This window comes from Stenotrophomonas sp. 05L413 (assembly GCF_056397945.1).
Genome location: NZ_JBFTOL010000001.1, coordinates 803,628 through 818,710, shown reverse-complemented (window position 1 = coordinate 818,710; position 15,083 = coordinate 803,628). Strand labels below are relative to the sequence as shown.

The window sequence follows — 15,083 nt, the reverse complement described above, 5'->3', positions numbered from 1 at the left end:
GCAACTGCCCCGTGCCGATTCGGCGCGGGGCGCTGGGGGGGACCTGAACCGGCTTACTTGACGCGGCGCACTTTGGCGCGGGTATTGACGCCCTGGACCTGCATGTACCACGCGCCGCCGACGCCGGCAGCGATGCTGACCTCCGGCGACTGGCGGCGGACACCACCGACCTGGACGTCGTCGATCTGCTCCCATTCCTGGGTGTTGGCGAGCACGTAACGCTGCCCCTTGCCGAAGCCGCGGAACTCTCCGGTCAAGGCGCTTTTGATCGGCTCCTTGGTGCCGAAGTCGAAGAAGCCGTGGTTTTTCACGATCACTTCCTGACGACCCTCTTCGCGGGCCTCTTCGCGGGCCTGTTCGCGTGCATCGGCCGCCAGCGCCGCCACTTTGCCCTGCAGCCAGTTGTTGAGCTCGGCCAGTTCCTGCGGCGTGAGCTTCTCCAGCCCGGCGGCCTTGAACTCGGCCGGCGACATCTGCTGCTGCAGATCGCCTTCCACCACGCGCTGGGCCAGCGCCGGTAGCGAGAGGCTCATCATGACGGCCGCACAGGCCAACAACCGCAGACGGGAAAAGCGCATGGCAGGGTCTCTCCTAGGGATAGCCGCAGTGTAGTGCCAGCGCCGGGGCATGTGCACATGCAGGTGATGGCGATTGTCGGGGGGGCGCTGCGGCGCTAGTGTAGGTGGCCTCTGTCTTGTCTGTACGATGCTGTGAACCGCGCTTCCTCCCCCGGCCTGGATGGCTTGTTGACCCGACCCTCGGTGGCTTCGCTGCCGCCTGAGCTGCGCGAGGCATTGTTGCAGCGCTGGCAGCAACCCGAGGCCGATCTGGAAAGGCGCGCGGGCTGGCCGGTGCTGGCCGATACGCTCGATGCGCTGTCATTGCTCTCGGCCGACGAGTCTGCCTTGCTGGCCACGTTGCTGTTCGATCTGCCGTGGTTGCGTGCCGGGCTGGACACGCTGCCGATCGGTGCGCTCAAGCCGGTGGTCGTCGGCCTGCTGGACGGTCTGGACGCTGCCGACCAGGTCTGGGCGCTGCACGCCGGGCGCGAGGCCGGGCGCAACAGCGAAGGCCTGCGCCGCCTGCTGCTCTCGATCATCCGCGATCTGCGTGTGGTGCCGATCCTGCTCGCCCGCCAGCTGGCCCGCATGCGCGGTGCCGATCGCTTGCCCGAGGACGAACGGCGCGCGCTGGCCCAGCTCACCCGCGACATCCACGCGCCGCTGGCCAACCGGCTCGGCATCTGGCAATTGAAGTGGGAGCTGGAGGATCTGGCGTTCCGCCACCTGGAACCGGAGACCTACCGCCGCATCGCGCGCGAGGTGGATGAAACGCGCTTGGCGCGCGAGCGCTATGTCGAGGGCGTCAAAAAGGCGCTGTCGCGTGAACTGCTGGCGCAAGGCATCCGTGCCGAGGTCAGCGGCCGCCCGAAGCACATCTACAGCATCTGGCGGAAGATGCAGAAGAAGCGGCTGGCGTTCGAGCAGTTGTACGACATCCGCGCCGTGCGCGTGATGGTGGACGACGTGGCCGCCTGCTACGCCGCGCTGGGCGTGGTGCATGCACTGTGGGCGCCGGTGCCGAGCGAATTCGACGATTACATCGCACGCCCGAAAGCCAACGATTACCGTTCGCTGCATACCGCCGTGATCGGCCCGGAAGGGCGCACCATCGAAGTGCAGATCCGCACCCACGACATGCATGCCCAGGCCGAGCTCGGCGTGGCCGCGCACTGGCGCTACAAGGAAGGCAGCAAAGGCGCGGAAAAGGCGTTCGACCGCAAGATCACCTGGATGCGCCAGTTGTTGGAGCAATCCCAGGATGGACATGCCAGTGAGCTGGCCGGGGCGCTGGATGCCGAGCTGACCGAAGACCGGGTCTACGCGCTCAGTCCCAAGGACGAGGTGATGGACCTGCCGCAGGGCGCCACGCCGTTGGATTTTGCTTACCACGTGCACACCATGGTCGGGCACCGCTGCCGTGGGGCGAAGGTCAACGGCCGCATCGTGCCGTTGACCTACCGCCTGCGCAGCGGCGACCGGGTCGAGATCCTGACCGGCAAGGAGGCCGATCCCCGGCGCGACTGGCTGCTGGCCTCCAGCGGTTTCCTGGCCAGCAACCGCTCGCGTGAGAAGGTGCGCGGCTGGTTCCACAAGCTGGACCGCGCGCGCAATGTGCAGGCCGGCCGCGAGCTGCTCGAGCGCGAACTCAAGCGCCTCGGCCTGCAGCACGCCGATCTGGCCATCGCGGTGAAGAAGTTCCACGCCGACAGCGTCGATGATCTCTACATCCAGGTGGCCTTGGGTGACACCGGGCCGAACCAGGTCAGCCGCACACTGCTGGAAGCCGAGCGCGCCGCCAGCCAGCCGGCGGTGCCTGCCCTGCCGCGCCCGACGGCGCGGCGCGACAGCGTGCGCAGCGCCGATTTCACCGTCCAGGGCGTGGGCAATCTGCTCGTGCAGCTCGCCCGGTGCTGCCAGCCCGTGGCCGGTGAGCCGATCGTCGGGTACCTCACGCGTGCCCGCGGCGTCACCGTGCACCGCACCGACTGTGCCGCGCTGGCACGTCTGGCCGCGGCCAGCCCGCAGCGCATTCTTCCGGTGGAGTGGGGCCAGGCCGGCGGTGGCTATGAAGTGGACGTGGTGGTCGACGCGGTCGACCGGCGCTGGCTGCTCAAGGACATCACCAACCTGATCGCGCAGGAGGATGCCTATGTGCTGGACATCCACAGCGACAACGTCCGCAACAGTGGCCGTGCGCATCTGCGTCTGCGCTTGAAGGTCAGTGACTACGGCCAGCTTTCGACCCTGCTGGGCAAGCTGGACGCGCTGCCCGGTGTCAGCGAAGCCCGGCGTCTAGGCTGAGCTCACGTGCCCCACGCTAGGCTCGCGCCATGAGCCGGGACGATGACAGGCATGACGCCGCCCACGAGGCACTGCGACGGGTGCGCCGCGAAGGCCGCTGGTGGTGGTTGCAGGCGCGCCATGCCCGGCGCATCTGGCGGTGGGCGTTGCTGGTGGCCGTGCTGCTGTTCGTCAGCCTGGCACTGTTGCGCCGGCCGCTGGCCAACTGGTTCTGGAACGAACCGCAGATCGAGCAGCTGCTCGACCAGGGCGATCGCGCGCTGGCCGCGGGCCGGTTGAGTGCGGCAGACGGTCGTGGCGCACGTGAATCCTTCCAGGCCGCGCTGGCGCTGGACAACGACCGCTTGCAGGCGCGCAGCGGTCTGGCACGCACGGGCCAGGCTGCCCTGCAGCAGGCGCGGGATGCGCTGGACCGGGGCAATGCACCGGCGGCGACCGCCGCGCTGGCGCTGGCCCGCGAACTGCAGGTGCCGCAGCGCGACGCCGATGCGGTGGCGCAGCAGCTGCACGCACACGACCAGGCACGCGCGGGGATCGGGGCGTTGCTTGGTCGCGCCGAAGCGGCCTTGCAGGCGCAGCGGCTCGAGGGCAGCCCCGACAGCGCACTGCCGTTGTTCCAGCAGGTGCTGGCGCTGTCCCCCAACCAGGTGCGCGCGCTGGAGGGGCGCGAGGATGCGCTGTCCGATCTCCTCCAGCAGGCGCGCACGGCGGCCGGCCGCGGCGATGTGGCCAGGGCTGCGGCGCTGGTGCGCAGCGCGCGTGGCTTCGATGCCGGCCATGTCGATCTGCCGGCCACCCAGGAAGCGCTGAACAACGCGCTGGAGCGACGCCAGCGCGAGGGCGAGATCGCGCTGCGCCGACAGAAGCTGGAGGTTGCGGCCGATGCCTTCGCCGCGGTGCTTTCGGCGCTGCCCGACGATCCTGCCGCGCGCCGTGGCCAGCTGCAGGTCGCCGATGCGCAGCTCACGCGTGCGACGCGGCTGGCCGGCAACTTCCGCTTCGAAGACGCAGCCCGGGCGCTTCAGGTGGCGCAATCGCTGGGCGCGTCCACGCGTTCGCTGGAGGCGGCCCGCCATGTGATCGAGCAGGCGCAGCGCTCCCAGGCGGCACTGAAGACCCCGGCGGTGCCGAGGGCGCAGCGCGAACGCACACTGCAGCGTCTGCTCACGCGCCTGGCGGAGGCGGAGGGCCGTGGCAACTTCTTGGACCCGCCCGGACGCAGTGCCTACGACGCCCTGCGCGAGGCCCAGGGCGTCGCGCCGCAGGACCCGCGGGTGCGTGCCGCCGCGCAGCGCCTGCTGCCCGCAAGCCGGCAGTGCTTTGAAGATCGCCTGCGCGAGAACCGTGTGCTGGCCGCGGGGGCCTGTCTGGACGCCTGGCAGACGCTGTCGACCAATGATGCCACCCAGGCCGCCGCGCGGCGGCGGCTGGCGCAGCGCTGGCTGGCCATCGGCAGCGAGCGCCTGGGCTCGGGTGACATCGCTTACGCGCAGCAGGCGCTGCAGCAGGCGCAGCGCTGGCAACCGGACCTGCTGGAATTGCCGGCCTTCGCCGAGCGCCTGCGCAGCGCCGGCGGTGGCTCGGGCACTTAATCCAGGAACACCCGCTGCACGGTGGCGCGGGCCGCATCCAGCGAGAAATGATCCACGATGTTCTGCAGCCCGGCGGTCGAGAGCCGGCGCCACAGGGCCTTGTCCTGGTAAAGCTGCACCACGGCCTGCGCGAATGCCTCGGCATCATCGGCCACCAGCACATCCTCGCCATCGCGCAGGTGCATGCCTTCCACGCCACAGGTCGTGGCGACCACCGGCTGCCCATGCGCCATGCTGAGATTCACCTTGCCCTTCACGCCTGCACCGAAGCGCAGCGGCGCGACGGCGATGCGGATGCCATCCATGTAGGGCACCACGTCCGGCACGAACCCGTGGATCTCCACGCCCGGCTGGGTCGCGGCCAGCGCGCGCAGGGTATCGGGCACGGCCGCGCCGATGCAGTGGAAACGGATGTCGGGCAGGTGTGCGCGGATGCGCGCGAAGACCTCACCGATGAACCACTGCATGGCATCCAGGTTGGGCGGATGACGGAAGCCACCGACGAACACCAGGTCGCGCCGCTCGGCCCAGTCAGGGCCGGCCCCAGCAACCTCGTGCAGGTTGGAGATCAGTTCCACGGTTGCGCCTGGCGCATCGACGCGCAGCTGCTCCCGCTCGGCCGCGCTGACCAGCACCGTCACATCCACCTGTTCCATCACCGCCAGCTCGCGTGCGCGGGTGCGCTCGGCATTGCGCAGCAGCCCTGCATCACCGGCGATCTCCGCACCACGGCGTTCGCGCAGGTAGTGCAGGTCAACGGTATCGAAGACCGTGCGGGCCTGCGGCGCAAAGCTGCGCAGCAGCGGCAGGCACTCGTGGGCGACGTGGTAGCGGACCATCATCACCACATCGAAGCGGGCGCCGTTGGCGCGCAGCCACGGCGCCACACCGTCCAGATACGGGGCGTACCAGACCTCCACGCCAAGCGCCTGCAGCGCCTCGGTGGCCGCGCCGCCGTGCTCGCGCCGGGTCGGCACGAACACCACGTGGACCCCGGCTTCAAGCAGCATGCCGATCAGGTTGTACTGGCGCAGCGAGGCCGAGTCGCGGTCCGGCTGCGGCACTTCTTCATCCAGGATCAGGACCTGGCGCTGGGCACGGTGCAGCAGGACTGGCGAGGGAACGCTGCCGACGGCGGGCTGCGCCTGCAGTGCGTCGGCCCACTTCGCCGCGAACACGCCGCGGTTGCGGACCTGGTAAGCCTTGATCCCGCTGCCGGTATCGGTGCCGTTGCTGGTGCCCTCGTCATGCACCACCCGGCTGGCCGGTTGTACCAGTACGCGGTGGCCGCTGGCGCGCACGGCGAAAGCCAGGTCGGTGTCTTCGTAATACGCCGGCTTGTAGCGCAGATCGAAGCCGCCGATCTCCTCCCACAGCGCGCGCCGGATCATCAGCGCCGCACCGGAGCAGTAGTCGGCATCGCGCAGCGCGCTGTAGCGCGGATCTTCGGGCGATTCGAAGCGGCCGTAGCTCCAACCACTGCCATCCTGGAAGATCACCCCGCCCGACTCCTGCAGGCGGCCGTCGGGGTAGAGCAGCTGTGAACCGACCAGGCCGGCGCGCGGCACCCGGGCGAAGGTGGCGAGCAGCGCATCCAGCCAGCCGGGCTGCGGCACAGTGTCGTTGTTGAGCAGCACCACGTACTGACCACGCGAACGCGCGACGCCATCGTTGCAGGCCTCGATGAAGCCGCCGTTGCTCGCCCGTATTTCATAGCGCAGGCCGCGGATCTGCGGCATCCAGGTGATCGTCTCGTCGCTGCTGCCGTCGTCCACCACCAGGATCTCGCAGGCGACCTGCGGTGGATGCGCGGCCAGTGCCCGCAGGCAGGCCAACGTATGCGCGGCGTGGTTGTAGACCGGAATGATGATGCTGACCACCGGGCGCTCGCTGGCGGGGACGGTGAACGGCGCGAACGCTGTGGCCTCCGGCAGGTACAGGGGCGCCCCGCGTGGCGCCGGCACGGCCTGGGTATGGACCCGGATGCGCTGCCAGGTAGCACGCCAGCCCCGGGTGCGCAGACTGGCCAGGCTGCGACGGAACAGGCCGAGCATGCGGTTCAGGAAATAGCGAGCATCGGCCAAGGACATCGACATCCCGTTGCAACTCCAGCTTAAGCGGGGGAACCCGGGAGAACGCGCCGCTCGCGGTGGCTGCGTTAGACTCGCCGGAATCCATATTCTCGCATCCCCGTGCCCCGACGCTACGATTCCGACGACATCGACGAGTTCGACGACGACACCGAAAGCCGCGGCCCGCTGTGGCGGCGCCGGTTGATCACCTGGAGCATGGCGGCTGTCGCGCTGGGGTTGGGCTTCCTGATCCCCTATACGGTGTACCTGAACCAACAGGTCACCCAGCGCTTCGGTGAGCTGCGCTGGCAGATTCCCACCCGCGTCTATGCGCGCCCGCTGCCGCTGGCGCCCGGCGTGGCGATGGATGCGGCCACGCTCAAGACCGAGCTGGCGGCTTCCGCCTACCGGGATGACGGGATCGGCAAGTCGCCGGCCACGTATACGCAGGAGGGAGGGCGTTTCGTCATCTCCAGCCGTGGCTACAACGACGTCGATGGTCGGGTCGCCCCGCGCCGCGTCGAGCTGAGCCTGTCCGGCGGGTCGATCGCTTCGCTGCGTGACCCCGACACCCGCAAGGCGCTGAAGGCCGCGCGTCTGGATCCGGCCCGTATCGCCACGCTGTACGGCCAGAAGCAGGAAGAGCGCCGGCTGGTGCGGATTGAAGAGACGCCCGAGCTGCTGGTCACCGGCCTGCAGGCGGTGGAGGACAAGGACTTCAACCGCCACCACGGCATCGACCTGAGCGGCATCGCCCGCGCGATCTGGGTGACCGTGCGTTCCGGTGGCCAGAGCCGCCAGGGCGCCTCGACCCTGACCCAGCAGCTGGCCCGCAGCGGCCTGCTCGGGATCGGCAAAGAGCAGACCGTCACCCGCAAGTTCAATGAGGTGCTGTACGCGCTGATCATGGAGGCGCGCTACGACAAGCGCACCATCCTGGAGGCCTACCTCAACCAGGTCTACCTGGGCCAGCGCGGCAGCCAGGCGATCCACGGCATGTCCTCGGGCGCGGAGTTCTGGTTCGGGCGCGATCTGGCCTCGCTCAACACCGAGCATGTCGCCTTGCTGATCGGCCTGGTCAAGGGCCCGTCCTATTACGATCCGCGCCGCAATCCCGAACGTGCGCTGGACCGCCGCAACTTCGTGCTGGGCAAGCTGCGCGACGCCAATCTGATCGACGATGCCGAGTACACGCGTGCGGTCGATGCGCCGCTGGGCGTGCCCAAGACGCCCGGCCTGATCGCGGCCAACCGTTTCCCGGCCTATGTGGATCTGGTCCGCCGCCAGCTCGGTCACGATTACCCCGAGTCGGTGCTGCAGGGCGCCGGCCTGAGCGTGATGACCGGCATGGCACCGTCGGCGCAGGCGTATGCCGAAGGCGCGGTCACCAAGACGATCAAATCACTGGAAAGCAAGCGCCGTCCCGCGTTGCAGGCCGGCCTGGTGCTGACCGACGTGCACAACGGGGATGTGCTGGCCGTGGTCGGGAGCCGTGACGTCTCCGAACCGGGCTTCAACCGCGCCATCGAGGCGCAGCGCCCGGTCGGTTCGCTGCTCAAGCCGTTCGTGTATCTGCTGGCGCTGGCGCAGCCGGACCGCTACTCGCTGTCCAGCTGGGTCGACGATTCGCCGGTGACGGTGCAGCTCAGCCGCGGCAAGCAGTGGTCCCCCGGCAACGCGGACAACCGCAGCCACGGCACGGTCCGCCTGATCGATGCGCTGGCCCATTCCTACAACCAGGCCACGGTGCGGGTGGGCATGCAGGTGGGTCCGGAGCGGGTCACGCAGTTGATCCATGTGCTGGCGGGCATCAAGGCCGAGCCCAATCCCGCGGTGATCCTGGGCTCCACGGATCAAAGCCCGTATGCGATGGCCCAGCTGTATCAGTTCCTGGCCTCGGGCGGCGAGATCCAGCCGCTGCATGCGGTGCGTGGCGTGCTCGATCCGCAGGGCAAGCTGATGAAGCGCTACGACAAGACCCCGGCGCCGGCGCAGGAAGGGGACTCGATTGCCGCCAACCTGATCAGCATCGGTCTGCAGCAGGTCGTGGCCAGCGGTACCGCGCAGCGCCTCAACGCCGACGGCCTGGGCCGCCTGCAGCCGGCGGGCAAGACCGGCACCACCAACGACGGCCGCGACAGCTGGTACGCCGGCTACACCGGTGACCATCTGGCTGTGATCTGGATGGGCAATGACCAGAACGAACAGGCCGGGCTGTATGGTGCGACCGGGTCGATGCGGGTCTGGTCCGGCATTTTCCAGCGCCTGCCCAGCTCGCCGCTGAAGGTCAGCAACAAGGGCCTGGACTGGCAGTACGTGGAGGCCAGCGGCACGGCCACCACCGATGAAGCCTGCCCCGGCGCGCGTCGCTTCCCGTTCGTGGTGGGTTACACCCCGGCCTATGTACCGTGCACCGCGCCGAGCGCCTTGCCGGAAGGCGAGGGTGGCGAACAGAGTGAAGGCGGTGGCTGGCGCAGTTGGTTCGGCCTGGAGAAAAAGCCCGAGCCTGCCCCCGAACCGGCGCAGAATGCACCGGTCGCCACCCCCGCGCGTCAACCCTGATCGAGGCCTGCCTGCATGACCACCCGTTTCCTGATCCGTTCCGCGTCGCTTGCCACGCTGTGCCTCGCGCTGGCGGCCTGCGTCACTCCGCCGCCGGTGGTGAAGGCACCGGTCGACACCACCACGCCGGCCCAGCGCCTGGCCGCCGTGGATGCCGCCGCGGGCAATGACGACAAAGAGCTGGCCGTGCAGCCGCTGCGCGACAGCGAGGTGGAAGACCTGCGCCAGGCCGCGCATGCCCGTCGCCAGGCCAACGATCTGACCGGCGCTGCGGCGGCGCTCGATCAGGCGCTGGCGATCATGGCCTCGGATCCGTCGGTGCTGCAGGACCGTGCCGAGATCGCCCTGCTGCAGGGCGATTGGGCGGCGGCGGAAACCTTCGCCCGCAAGTCGGTCGAACTGGGCTCCAAGACCGGCCCGCTGTGCCGCCGCCATTGGGCAACGATCGAGCAGTCGCGCCTGGCCCGCGGTGAAAAAGAAAATGCCGCCTCGGCGCATGCCCAGCTGGAAGGCTGCACAGTGCCGGGCATCATGCGCTACTGAGGCCAGCGCGACAGCGGATGCGTGACGGCGTAGCGCCGGGCGCAGCCCGGCAGCCTCTATCATTGTCGTCATGTCCCAACTTGCCCACGCCAGCCGCGATGCCCTCAGTGAGGGCGGTGCGCTCGCCAGCCAGCTCGATGCTTTCGTACCTCGCCCGGCCCAGCTGCGCCTGACCGCGGCGATCGCCGAAGCCTTCGACCAGCGCGACGTGCTGCTGGCCGAGGCCGGCACCGGCACCGGCAAGACCTATGCGTATCTGGTGCCCGCGCTGCTGTCCGGGCTGAAGACCATCATCTCCACCGGCACCCGCGCGCTGCAGGATCAGCTGTATCACCGCGATCTGCCGCGCGTGCGGGCCGCGCTCGGTGTGGGCCACAGCAGTGCGCTGCTGAAGGGGCGCGCCAATTATCTGTGCCGCTATCGGCTGCAGCAGGCCCGGGGCGAACCCCGTTTCAGTTCCCCCGAGCAGGTCGCGCAGTTCCAGCGCATCCTGGCCTGGTCCGGGCGCACGAAGTACGGCGACATGGCCGAGCTGGAGGCGTTGCCGGAGGACTCGCCGCTGTACCCGATGGTGACCTCCACCGTCGATAACTGCCTGGGCACCGAGTGCCCGTTCTGGGATGACTGCTTCGTCGTGCAGGCACGGCAGCGGGCGCAGGCGGCCGACGTGGTGGTGGTCAACCACCACCTGCTGCTGGCCGATCTGGCGCTCAAGCAGGAAGGTTTCGGCGAGATCCTGCCGGGTGCGCAGGCGTTCGTGATCGACGAGGCGCACCAGTTGCCCGAACTGGCGGCCAACTTCTTCGGTGAAGGCTTCGGCATGCGCCCGTGGCAGGAGCTGGCACGCGACTGCCTGGCAGAGAGCCGCAGCGTGGCCGGTGCGCAGGCGGCCCTGCAGGAGCCCGCGGCCGCGCTGGAGCAGACCCTGCGCGACCTGCGCGTGGCGATGGATGGCCTGCCGCCGCGCGGCACCCAGTGGCGCGCGTTGACCGTGCCGCAGGTGCGCGATGGCTTCGATGCGGCGATGAGTACGCTGGTGCAGCTGCGCGATGCGCTGGCCGGCGTGCGCGAGGCGTCGCCCGGTCTGGATGCCTGCCATGCGCGCGCGATGGAAGCGGTCTCACGGTTGTCGCGCTGGCTGGGCGACGATGCGCCGATGCTGGATTTCGACACCGATCCGGACCAAGCGCCGCCGCCAGCGGAGGTGCTCTGGTATGAACTCACACCACGCGGTTTCCGCTGCCAGCGCACGCCGATGGATGTGTCCGGTCCGCTGCGCGAGCATCGGCAGCGCTCGATGGCGGCCTGGGTGTTCACCTCGGCCACGCTGACCGTGGACGGTGGTTTCGAGCATATTTCCCAGCGGCTGGGCCTGGAGGATCCGGTCAGCCTGCTGCAGCCCAGCCCGTTCGACTGGGCCCACCAGGCGCTGTGCTATCTGCCGACCGATCTGCCCGATCCGGCCGCGCGCGGCTTCGGCACCGCGTTGATCCGCGCACTGACGCCGGTACTGGAGGCCTCGCACGGCCGTGCGTTCCTGTTGTTCGCCTCGCACCGCGCACTGCGCGAAGCGGCCGAGGCCCTGCGCGATGCACCGTGGCCGCTGTTCGTGCAGGGCGAGGCGCCGCGCGCGACCCTGCTGCAGCGCTTCCGTGAATCGGGCAACGGCGTCCTGCTGGGCTCGGCCAGTTTCCGCGAGGGCGTGGACGTGGTCGGCGATGCGCTCAGCGTGGTGGTGATCGACAAGCTTCCCTTCGCCGCGCCGGACGATCCGGTGTTCGAAGCGCGGCTGGATGCAATCCGCCGCGACGGCGGCAACCCGTTCCGCGATGAGCAGCTGCCGCAGGCGGTGATTGCGCTCAAGCAGGGCGTGGGCCGCCTGATCCGCAGCGAAACCGATCGCGGTGTGCTGGTGCTGTGTGATCCACGCCTGCTCAGCCGTGGCTATGGCCGGATCTTCCTGGATTCACTGCCGCCGTTCCGGCGTACCCGTTCGCTGACCGATGTGCAGGCCTTCTTTGCGCCACAATGGCCCGTCGCTGACCCCACACCCGTCGCTGCGCCTGCATCACCGCAGCCCGTGCAACGTCTGCCGTCCACCGATGACTTTCCCACTTCCCTGTTCTGACCGCCATGAAACTGCTCGCCTTTGAAACCGCCACCGAAGCCTGTTCCGTTGCCCTGTATGTGGATGGGCAGGTCAGCGAGCGCTTCGAGATCGCCCCGCGCCGCCATGCCGAGCTGAGCCTGCCCTGGGCCGAGGCGCTGCTGGCCGAAGCGGGGGTGGCCCGTTCGCAGCTGGATGCGATCGCGTTGGGGCGGGGGCCGGGCGCGTTCACCGGCGTGCGGCTGGCCATCGCCATCGCCCAGGGGATCGCCCTGGCGCTGGACCGCCCGCTGATCGCGGTCTCCACCCTGCAGGCGCTGGCGCTGCGTGCCCCGGCGGAAGCCGATCATGTACTGGCCAGCATCGACGCGCGCATGGGCGAGGTCTATGCCGCACGCCACATCCGCGTGGACGGGCAGTGGCAGCTGCAGGGCGAGGAGAGCGTGTGCGCGCCCGAGCAGGTCGTGCTGCCTGAGGGCGCGCACTGGTTCGGCGTCGGCACCGGGTTCGGCGCGGCCGAGGGCGTGCTGGCCACGCGCTTGGCCGATCAACTGACCGGCGTGGATGCGCTGGCGCTGCCGCGGGCCTCGGACGTGCTGGCCTTGGCGGTACCCGCGTTCCAGCGCGGCGAGGGCGTGGCGCCGGAGCTGGTGGAGCCGGCGTATCTGCGCAACAACGTGGCACTGACCCTGGTGGAACAGCAGGCGGCGCGGGCGGCGAAGCAGGCGGCTTCTTGAAGCCGGTCGCCTTGTAATGCCCCAGCCACGCATGGCGTGGCTCTACATGCAGATTGCGTAGTGGGCGGTAGCGCCACGCCGTGCGTGGCTGCGCCCTGCGCCCGATCAGCGATCGTCGCGCAGCTCGCCGCCGGGCAGGAACACCCAGGTGCGGGTCACCTGCAGGATGTCGATCGCATCCTCGGTCCTGGGCAGTGGCGGGAACGGCTGGGCAAGCGTGATCACGCGCAGCGCGGTTTCATCCAGCAGCGGGGTACCGCTGGACTGCAGGATGCGGGCACTTTCGACCGTGCCATCGCGGCGCACACCGACCGTGATCACCACCTGGCCACCGAGCCGGCGGGCGCGGGCCTCATCGGGATAATTCAGATTGCCGACGCGCTCGGCGCGGTCGACCCACGCGCGCAGATAGGTGGCATAGGCGTATTCGCGGGTGCTGGCCGAGACGAACTTGCGGTTCGGCCGCTTGGCGTACTGGGCCGAGCGCAGATGTACCTCGGCGGCCAGTCGTGCCATCTCCACGTCGCGCTGCTCGCGGGCGGTCATCGGTGCATCCGGGCGGGGGTGCTCGGGAAGCGGCTGTGGCTGCGCCTCGGCGATGGTGTCGGCGCCATTGCGGCTGTTGACCACGCGGGTCTGCGGCGGCGGAACGCTGGCTGCCTCCTGGCGCTGTTGCGGCACCGGTGACAGCCCGGCCTGTGCCTGCGGCACGATCCCGGCCTGGTTGTCGCGCGGGCGCTGCGCCTTGTCGTGGTCGCCACCGCCCTGCTGATTGGCCTGGGCCAGGAAATCGGCCTGCTTGGGGGTCAGCGGGGTCTGGGTCTGGCTGAAGATCACATCCAGGGTGGGCACCAGCGGCGCGCTGTCACTGACCGCGAAGCCGACTCCCAGCAGCAGCAACGCGTGCACGAGCACGGACAGCGTCAGGGTCGCGCCCAGCCGCTGGGATTCGCGCGCCTGCCACGTCGGGGCCGGGACGACGCTGGCGCTCATCGCGGCAGGCTGGCCTCGATCGCATCGAACAGGGTGCCGGCGATGTTCAGTCCGAACTGAGCGTCGAGCTCGCGCACGCAGGTCGGGCTGGTGACATTGACTTCGGTCAGGTAATCGCCGATCACGTCCAGGCCGACGAAGCGCATGCCGCGCCGCTTCATCTCCGGCCCGACCTGGGCGGCGATCCAGCGGTCGCGCTCGCTCAGCGGGCGGCCTTCGCCACGGCCACCGGCGGCCAGGTTGCCACGGAACTCATCGCCCTGCGGAATCCGCGCCAGGCAGTAGTCCACCGGCTCGCCATCGACCAGCAGGATGCGCTTGTCGCCGGCGGTGATGTCCGGGATGAATTTCTGCGCCAGGGCCAGCGTGCGCTCGCCATCGGTCAGGGTTTCCAGGATCACATTGAGGTTGGGATCACCGGTGCCGCTGCGGAAGATCGAGCGCCCGCCCATGCCGTCCAGCGGCTTGAGCACCGCCTGGCCATGTTCGAGCACGAAGGCCTTCAGGTCCGCATTGCGGCGGCTGACCAGGGTCGGCGGGCAGCACTGCGGGAACAGCAGGGCGGCCAGCTTCTCGTTGTAGTCGCGCAGGCCCTGGGGGTCGTTGACGACCATCGCACCGGCCTGCTGGGCGACGCTGAGCACATGGGTGTCGTAGATGAATTCGGCATCCACCGGCGGGTCCTTGCGCATCAGCACCACCTGGCCGGGGCCGAACGCGGTCTGGCTGAACTCGCCCAGCGTGAACCAGTCGTTCTTGTCCTCGCGCACCTGCAGCGGGGCGGTGCGGGCGATGGCCTGGCCATCGCGCAGGGCCAGCCCGCCGGGGCTGACGTAGTGCAGCGCATGGCCGCGGCGCTGGGCTTCCAGCAGCATCGCGAAGGTGGTGTCCTTGGCAATCTTGATATGGGCGATGGGGTCCATCACCACGATGACATTCAACGGCATGGTCGCAACCTGGCGGGCAGGCCGATGATGGTAGCGACAATGGGTCCGCAATGCCTGCCCGGGGGCGCGGAACGCAGTGTCCGGCCGGGCGGGCGCCGCCCCGGATTTGCGCAAACGGCCCGGCCCGGGCGCCCGCCGGGCCGCTGGCGCCGGGGCCGCGGTGGGTGTGCTTGAAGCGCGCGGCGGTATTGGGATATAGATACGCTTTCGCAGCGACGCCGGGGATCAGGCAAGCGTCGCGCGCTTGGGGAAAGGTAATGACTGAATACATGGCTGCGGGTGGGGAACTCGCAGGGCTGCGCGTGATGGTCATCGATGATTCGAAGACTATCCGCAGAACCGCGGAAACCCTGCTGAAGCGGGAAGGCTGCGAAGTGGTGACCGCGACCGATGGGTTCGAGGCATTGGCCAAGATCGCCGATCAACAGCCGCAGATCATCTTCGTGGACATCATGATGCCGCGGCTGGACGGGTATCAGACCTGTGCGCTGATCAAGGGCAACCAGCTGTTCAAGTCCACGCCGGTGATCATGCTGTCCTCCAAGGACGGCCTGTTCGACAAGGCACGCGGCCGCATCGTCGGCTCGGAGCAGTACCTGACCAAGCCATTCACGCGTGAAGAACTGCTGGGTGCCATCCGCACATACGTCAACGCCTGACCAGGGG

General features: G+C 69.2%; 11 protein-coding genes. 7 read left to right on the top strand and 4 right to left on the bottom strand.

The genetic code is table 11. The features are described 5' to 3' along the window. Nucleotides 1-53: 53 nt before the first annotated feature. Complete coding sequence (locus AC1DIQ_RS03610) at nt 54-578, bottom strand: hypothetical protein (protein ID WP_121039078.1); 525 nt, start codon at nt 576-578, stop codon at nt 54-56. A 132-nt stretch (nt 579-710) separates the two neighbouring features. Here AC1DIQ_RS03610 and AC1DIQ_RS03605 point away from each other — a divergent pair, with 132 nt between their 5' ends. Together AC1DIQ_RS03605 and AC1DIQ_RS03600 are read left to right on the top strand one after the other, a co-directional pair. Then, a complete protein-coding gene (locus AC1DIQ_RS03605; RefSeq protein WP_121039075.1) occupies nt 711-2,864 on the top strand; it encodes a RelA/SpoT family protein in 2,154 nt (717 codons plus the stop codon). Between the two features lie 29 nt (nt 2,865-2,893). Then, nucleotides 2,894-4,456: a hypothetical protein gene (locus AC1DIQ_RS03600; protein ID WP_478049448.1), complete on the top strand. Its 1,563-nt coding sequence runs from the start codon at nt 2,894-2,896 to the stop codon at nt 4,454-4,456. On the opposite strand, the gene AC1DIQ_RS03595 is transcribed toward AC1DIQ_RS03600, so the two are convergent. Then, a complete protein-coding gene (locus AC1DIQ_RS03595) occupies nt 4,453-6,552 on the bottom strand; it encodes a glycosyltransferase (protein ID WP_478049447.1) in 2,100 nt (699 codons plus the stop codon). The genes AC1DIQ_RS03600 and AC1DIQ_RS03595 overlap by 4 nt on opposite strands. A 96-nt stretch (nt 6,553-6,648) precedes the next feature. Between AC1DIQ_RS03595 and mrcB the strand changes: the two genes are divergently transcribed. The 4 genes from mrcB to tsaB all read left to right on the top strand — a co-directional run bounded on the left by mrcB (nt 6,649) and on the right by tsaB (nt 12,477). Next, on the top strand, nt 6,649-9,090 hold the full coding sequence (gene mrcB / locus AC1DIQ_RS03590; RefSeq protein ID WP_152151925.1) for a penicillin-binding protein 1B: 2,442 nt from the start codon (nt 6,649-6,651) through the stop codon (nt 9,088-9,090). A gap of 15 nt (nt 9,091-9,105) precedes the next feature. Beyond that, entirely contained in the window at nt 9,106-9,633 is a 528-nt protein-coding gene (locus AC1DIQ_RS03585) for a hypothetical protein (protein ID WP_121039063.1), read from the top strand. 70 nt (nt 9,634-9,703) lie between these two features. Beyond that, nucleotides 9,704-11,761: an ATP-dependent DNA helicase gene (locus AC1DIQ_RS03580; RefSeq protein WP_478049446.1), complete on the top strand. Its 2,058-nt coding sequence runs from the start codon at nt 9,704-9,706 to the stop codon at nt 11,759-11,761. Nucleotides 11,762-11,766: 5 nt separating this feature from the next. Further along, nucleotides 11,767-12,477 (top strand): tRNA (adenosine(37)-N6)-threonylcarbamoyltransferase complex dimerization subunit type 1 TsaB, encoded by a 711-nt coding sequence (tsaB, locus tag AC1DIQ_RS03575; RefSeq protein WP_478049445.1) that lies wholly within the window; start codon nt 11,767-11,769, stop codon nt 12,475-12,477. 105 nt (nt 12,478-12,582) lie between these two features. Here tsaB and AC1DIQ_RS03570 read toward each other — a convergent pair whose 3' ends face one another. Both AC1DIQ_RS03570 and gshB read right to left on the bottom strand, forming a co-directional pair. Further along, on the bottom strand, nt 12,583-13,470 hold the full coding sequence (locus tag AC1DIQ_RS03570) for an energy transducer TonB family protein (RefSeq protein ID WP_121039053.1): 888 nt from the start codon (nt 13,468-13,470) through the stop codon (nt 12,583-12,585). Further along, entirely contained in the window at nt 13,467-14,417 is a 951-nt protein-coding gene (gene gshB / locus AC1DIQ_RS03565) for a glutathione synthase (RefSeq protein ID WP_478049444.1), read from the bottom strand. Before gshB ends, AC1DIQ_RS03570 begins: the two co-directional genes overlap by 4 nt. A gap of 257 nt (nt 14,418-14,674) precedes the next feature. Here gshB and pilG point away from each other — a divergent pair, with 257 nt between their 5' ends. Beyond that, nucleotides 14,675-15,076: a twitching motility response regulator PilG gene (pilG, locus tag AC1DIQ_RS03560; protein ID WP_121039045.1), complete on the top strand. Its 402-nt coding sequence runs from the start codon at nt 14,675-14,677 to the stop codon at nt 15,074-15,076. Nucleotides 15,077-15,083: the final 7 nt, after the last annotated feature.

Excerpts from the sequence above, each read along its gene's own strand:
- AC1DIQ_RS03610 (WP_121039078.1), bottom strand. The coding sequence starts at position 578 with ATGCGCTTTTCCCGTCTGCGGTTGTTGGCCTGTGCGGCCGTCATGATG.
- AC1DIQ_RS03600 (WP_478049448.1), top strand. The coding sequence starts at position 2,894 with ATGAGCCGGGACGATGACAGGCATGACGCCGCCCACGAGGCACTGCGA.
- AC1DIQ_RS03595 (WP_478049447.1), bottom strand. The coding sequence starts at position 6,552 with ATGTCGATGTCCTTGGCCGATGCTCGCTATTTCCTGAACCGCATGCTC.
- AC1DIQ_RS03585 (WP_121039063.1), top strand. The coding sequence starts at position 9,106 with ATGACCACCCGTTTCCTGATCCGTTCCGCGTCGCTTGCCACGCTGTGC.
- AC1DIQ_RS03580 (WP_478049446.1), top strand. The coding sequence starts at position 9,704 with ATGTCCCAACTTGCCCACGCCAGCCGCGATGCCCTCAGTGAGGGCGGT.
- tsaB (WP_478049445.1), top strand. The coding sequence starts at position 11,767 with ATGAAACTGCTCGCCTTTGAAACCGCCACCGAAGCCTGTTCCGTTGCC.
- AC1DIQ_RS03570 (WP_121039053.1), bottom strand. The coding sequence starts at position 13,470 with ATGAGCGCCAGCGTCGTCCCGGCCCCGACGTGGCAGGCGCGCGAATCC.
- gshB (WP_478049444.1), bottom strand. The coding sequence starts at position 14,417 with ATGCCGTTGAATGTCATCGTGGTGATGGACCCCATCGCCCATATCAAG.
- pilG (WP_121039045.1), top strand. The coding sequence starts at position 14,675 with ATGACTGAATACATGGCTGCGGGTGGGGAACTCGCAGGGCTGCGCGTG.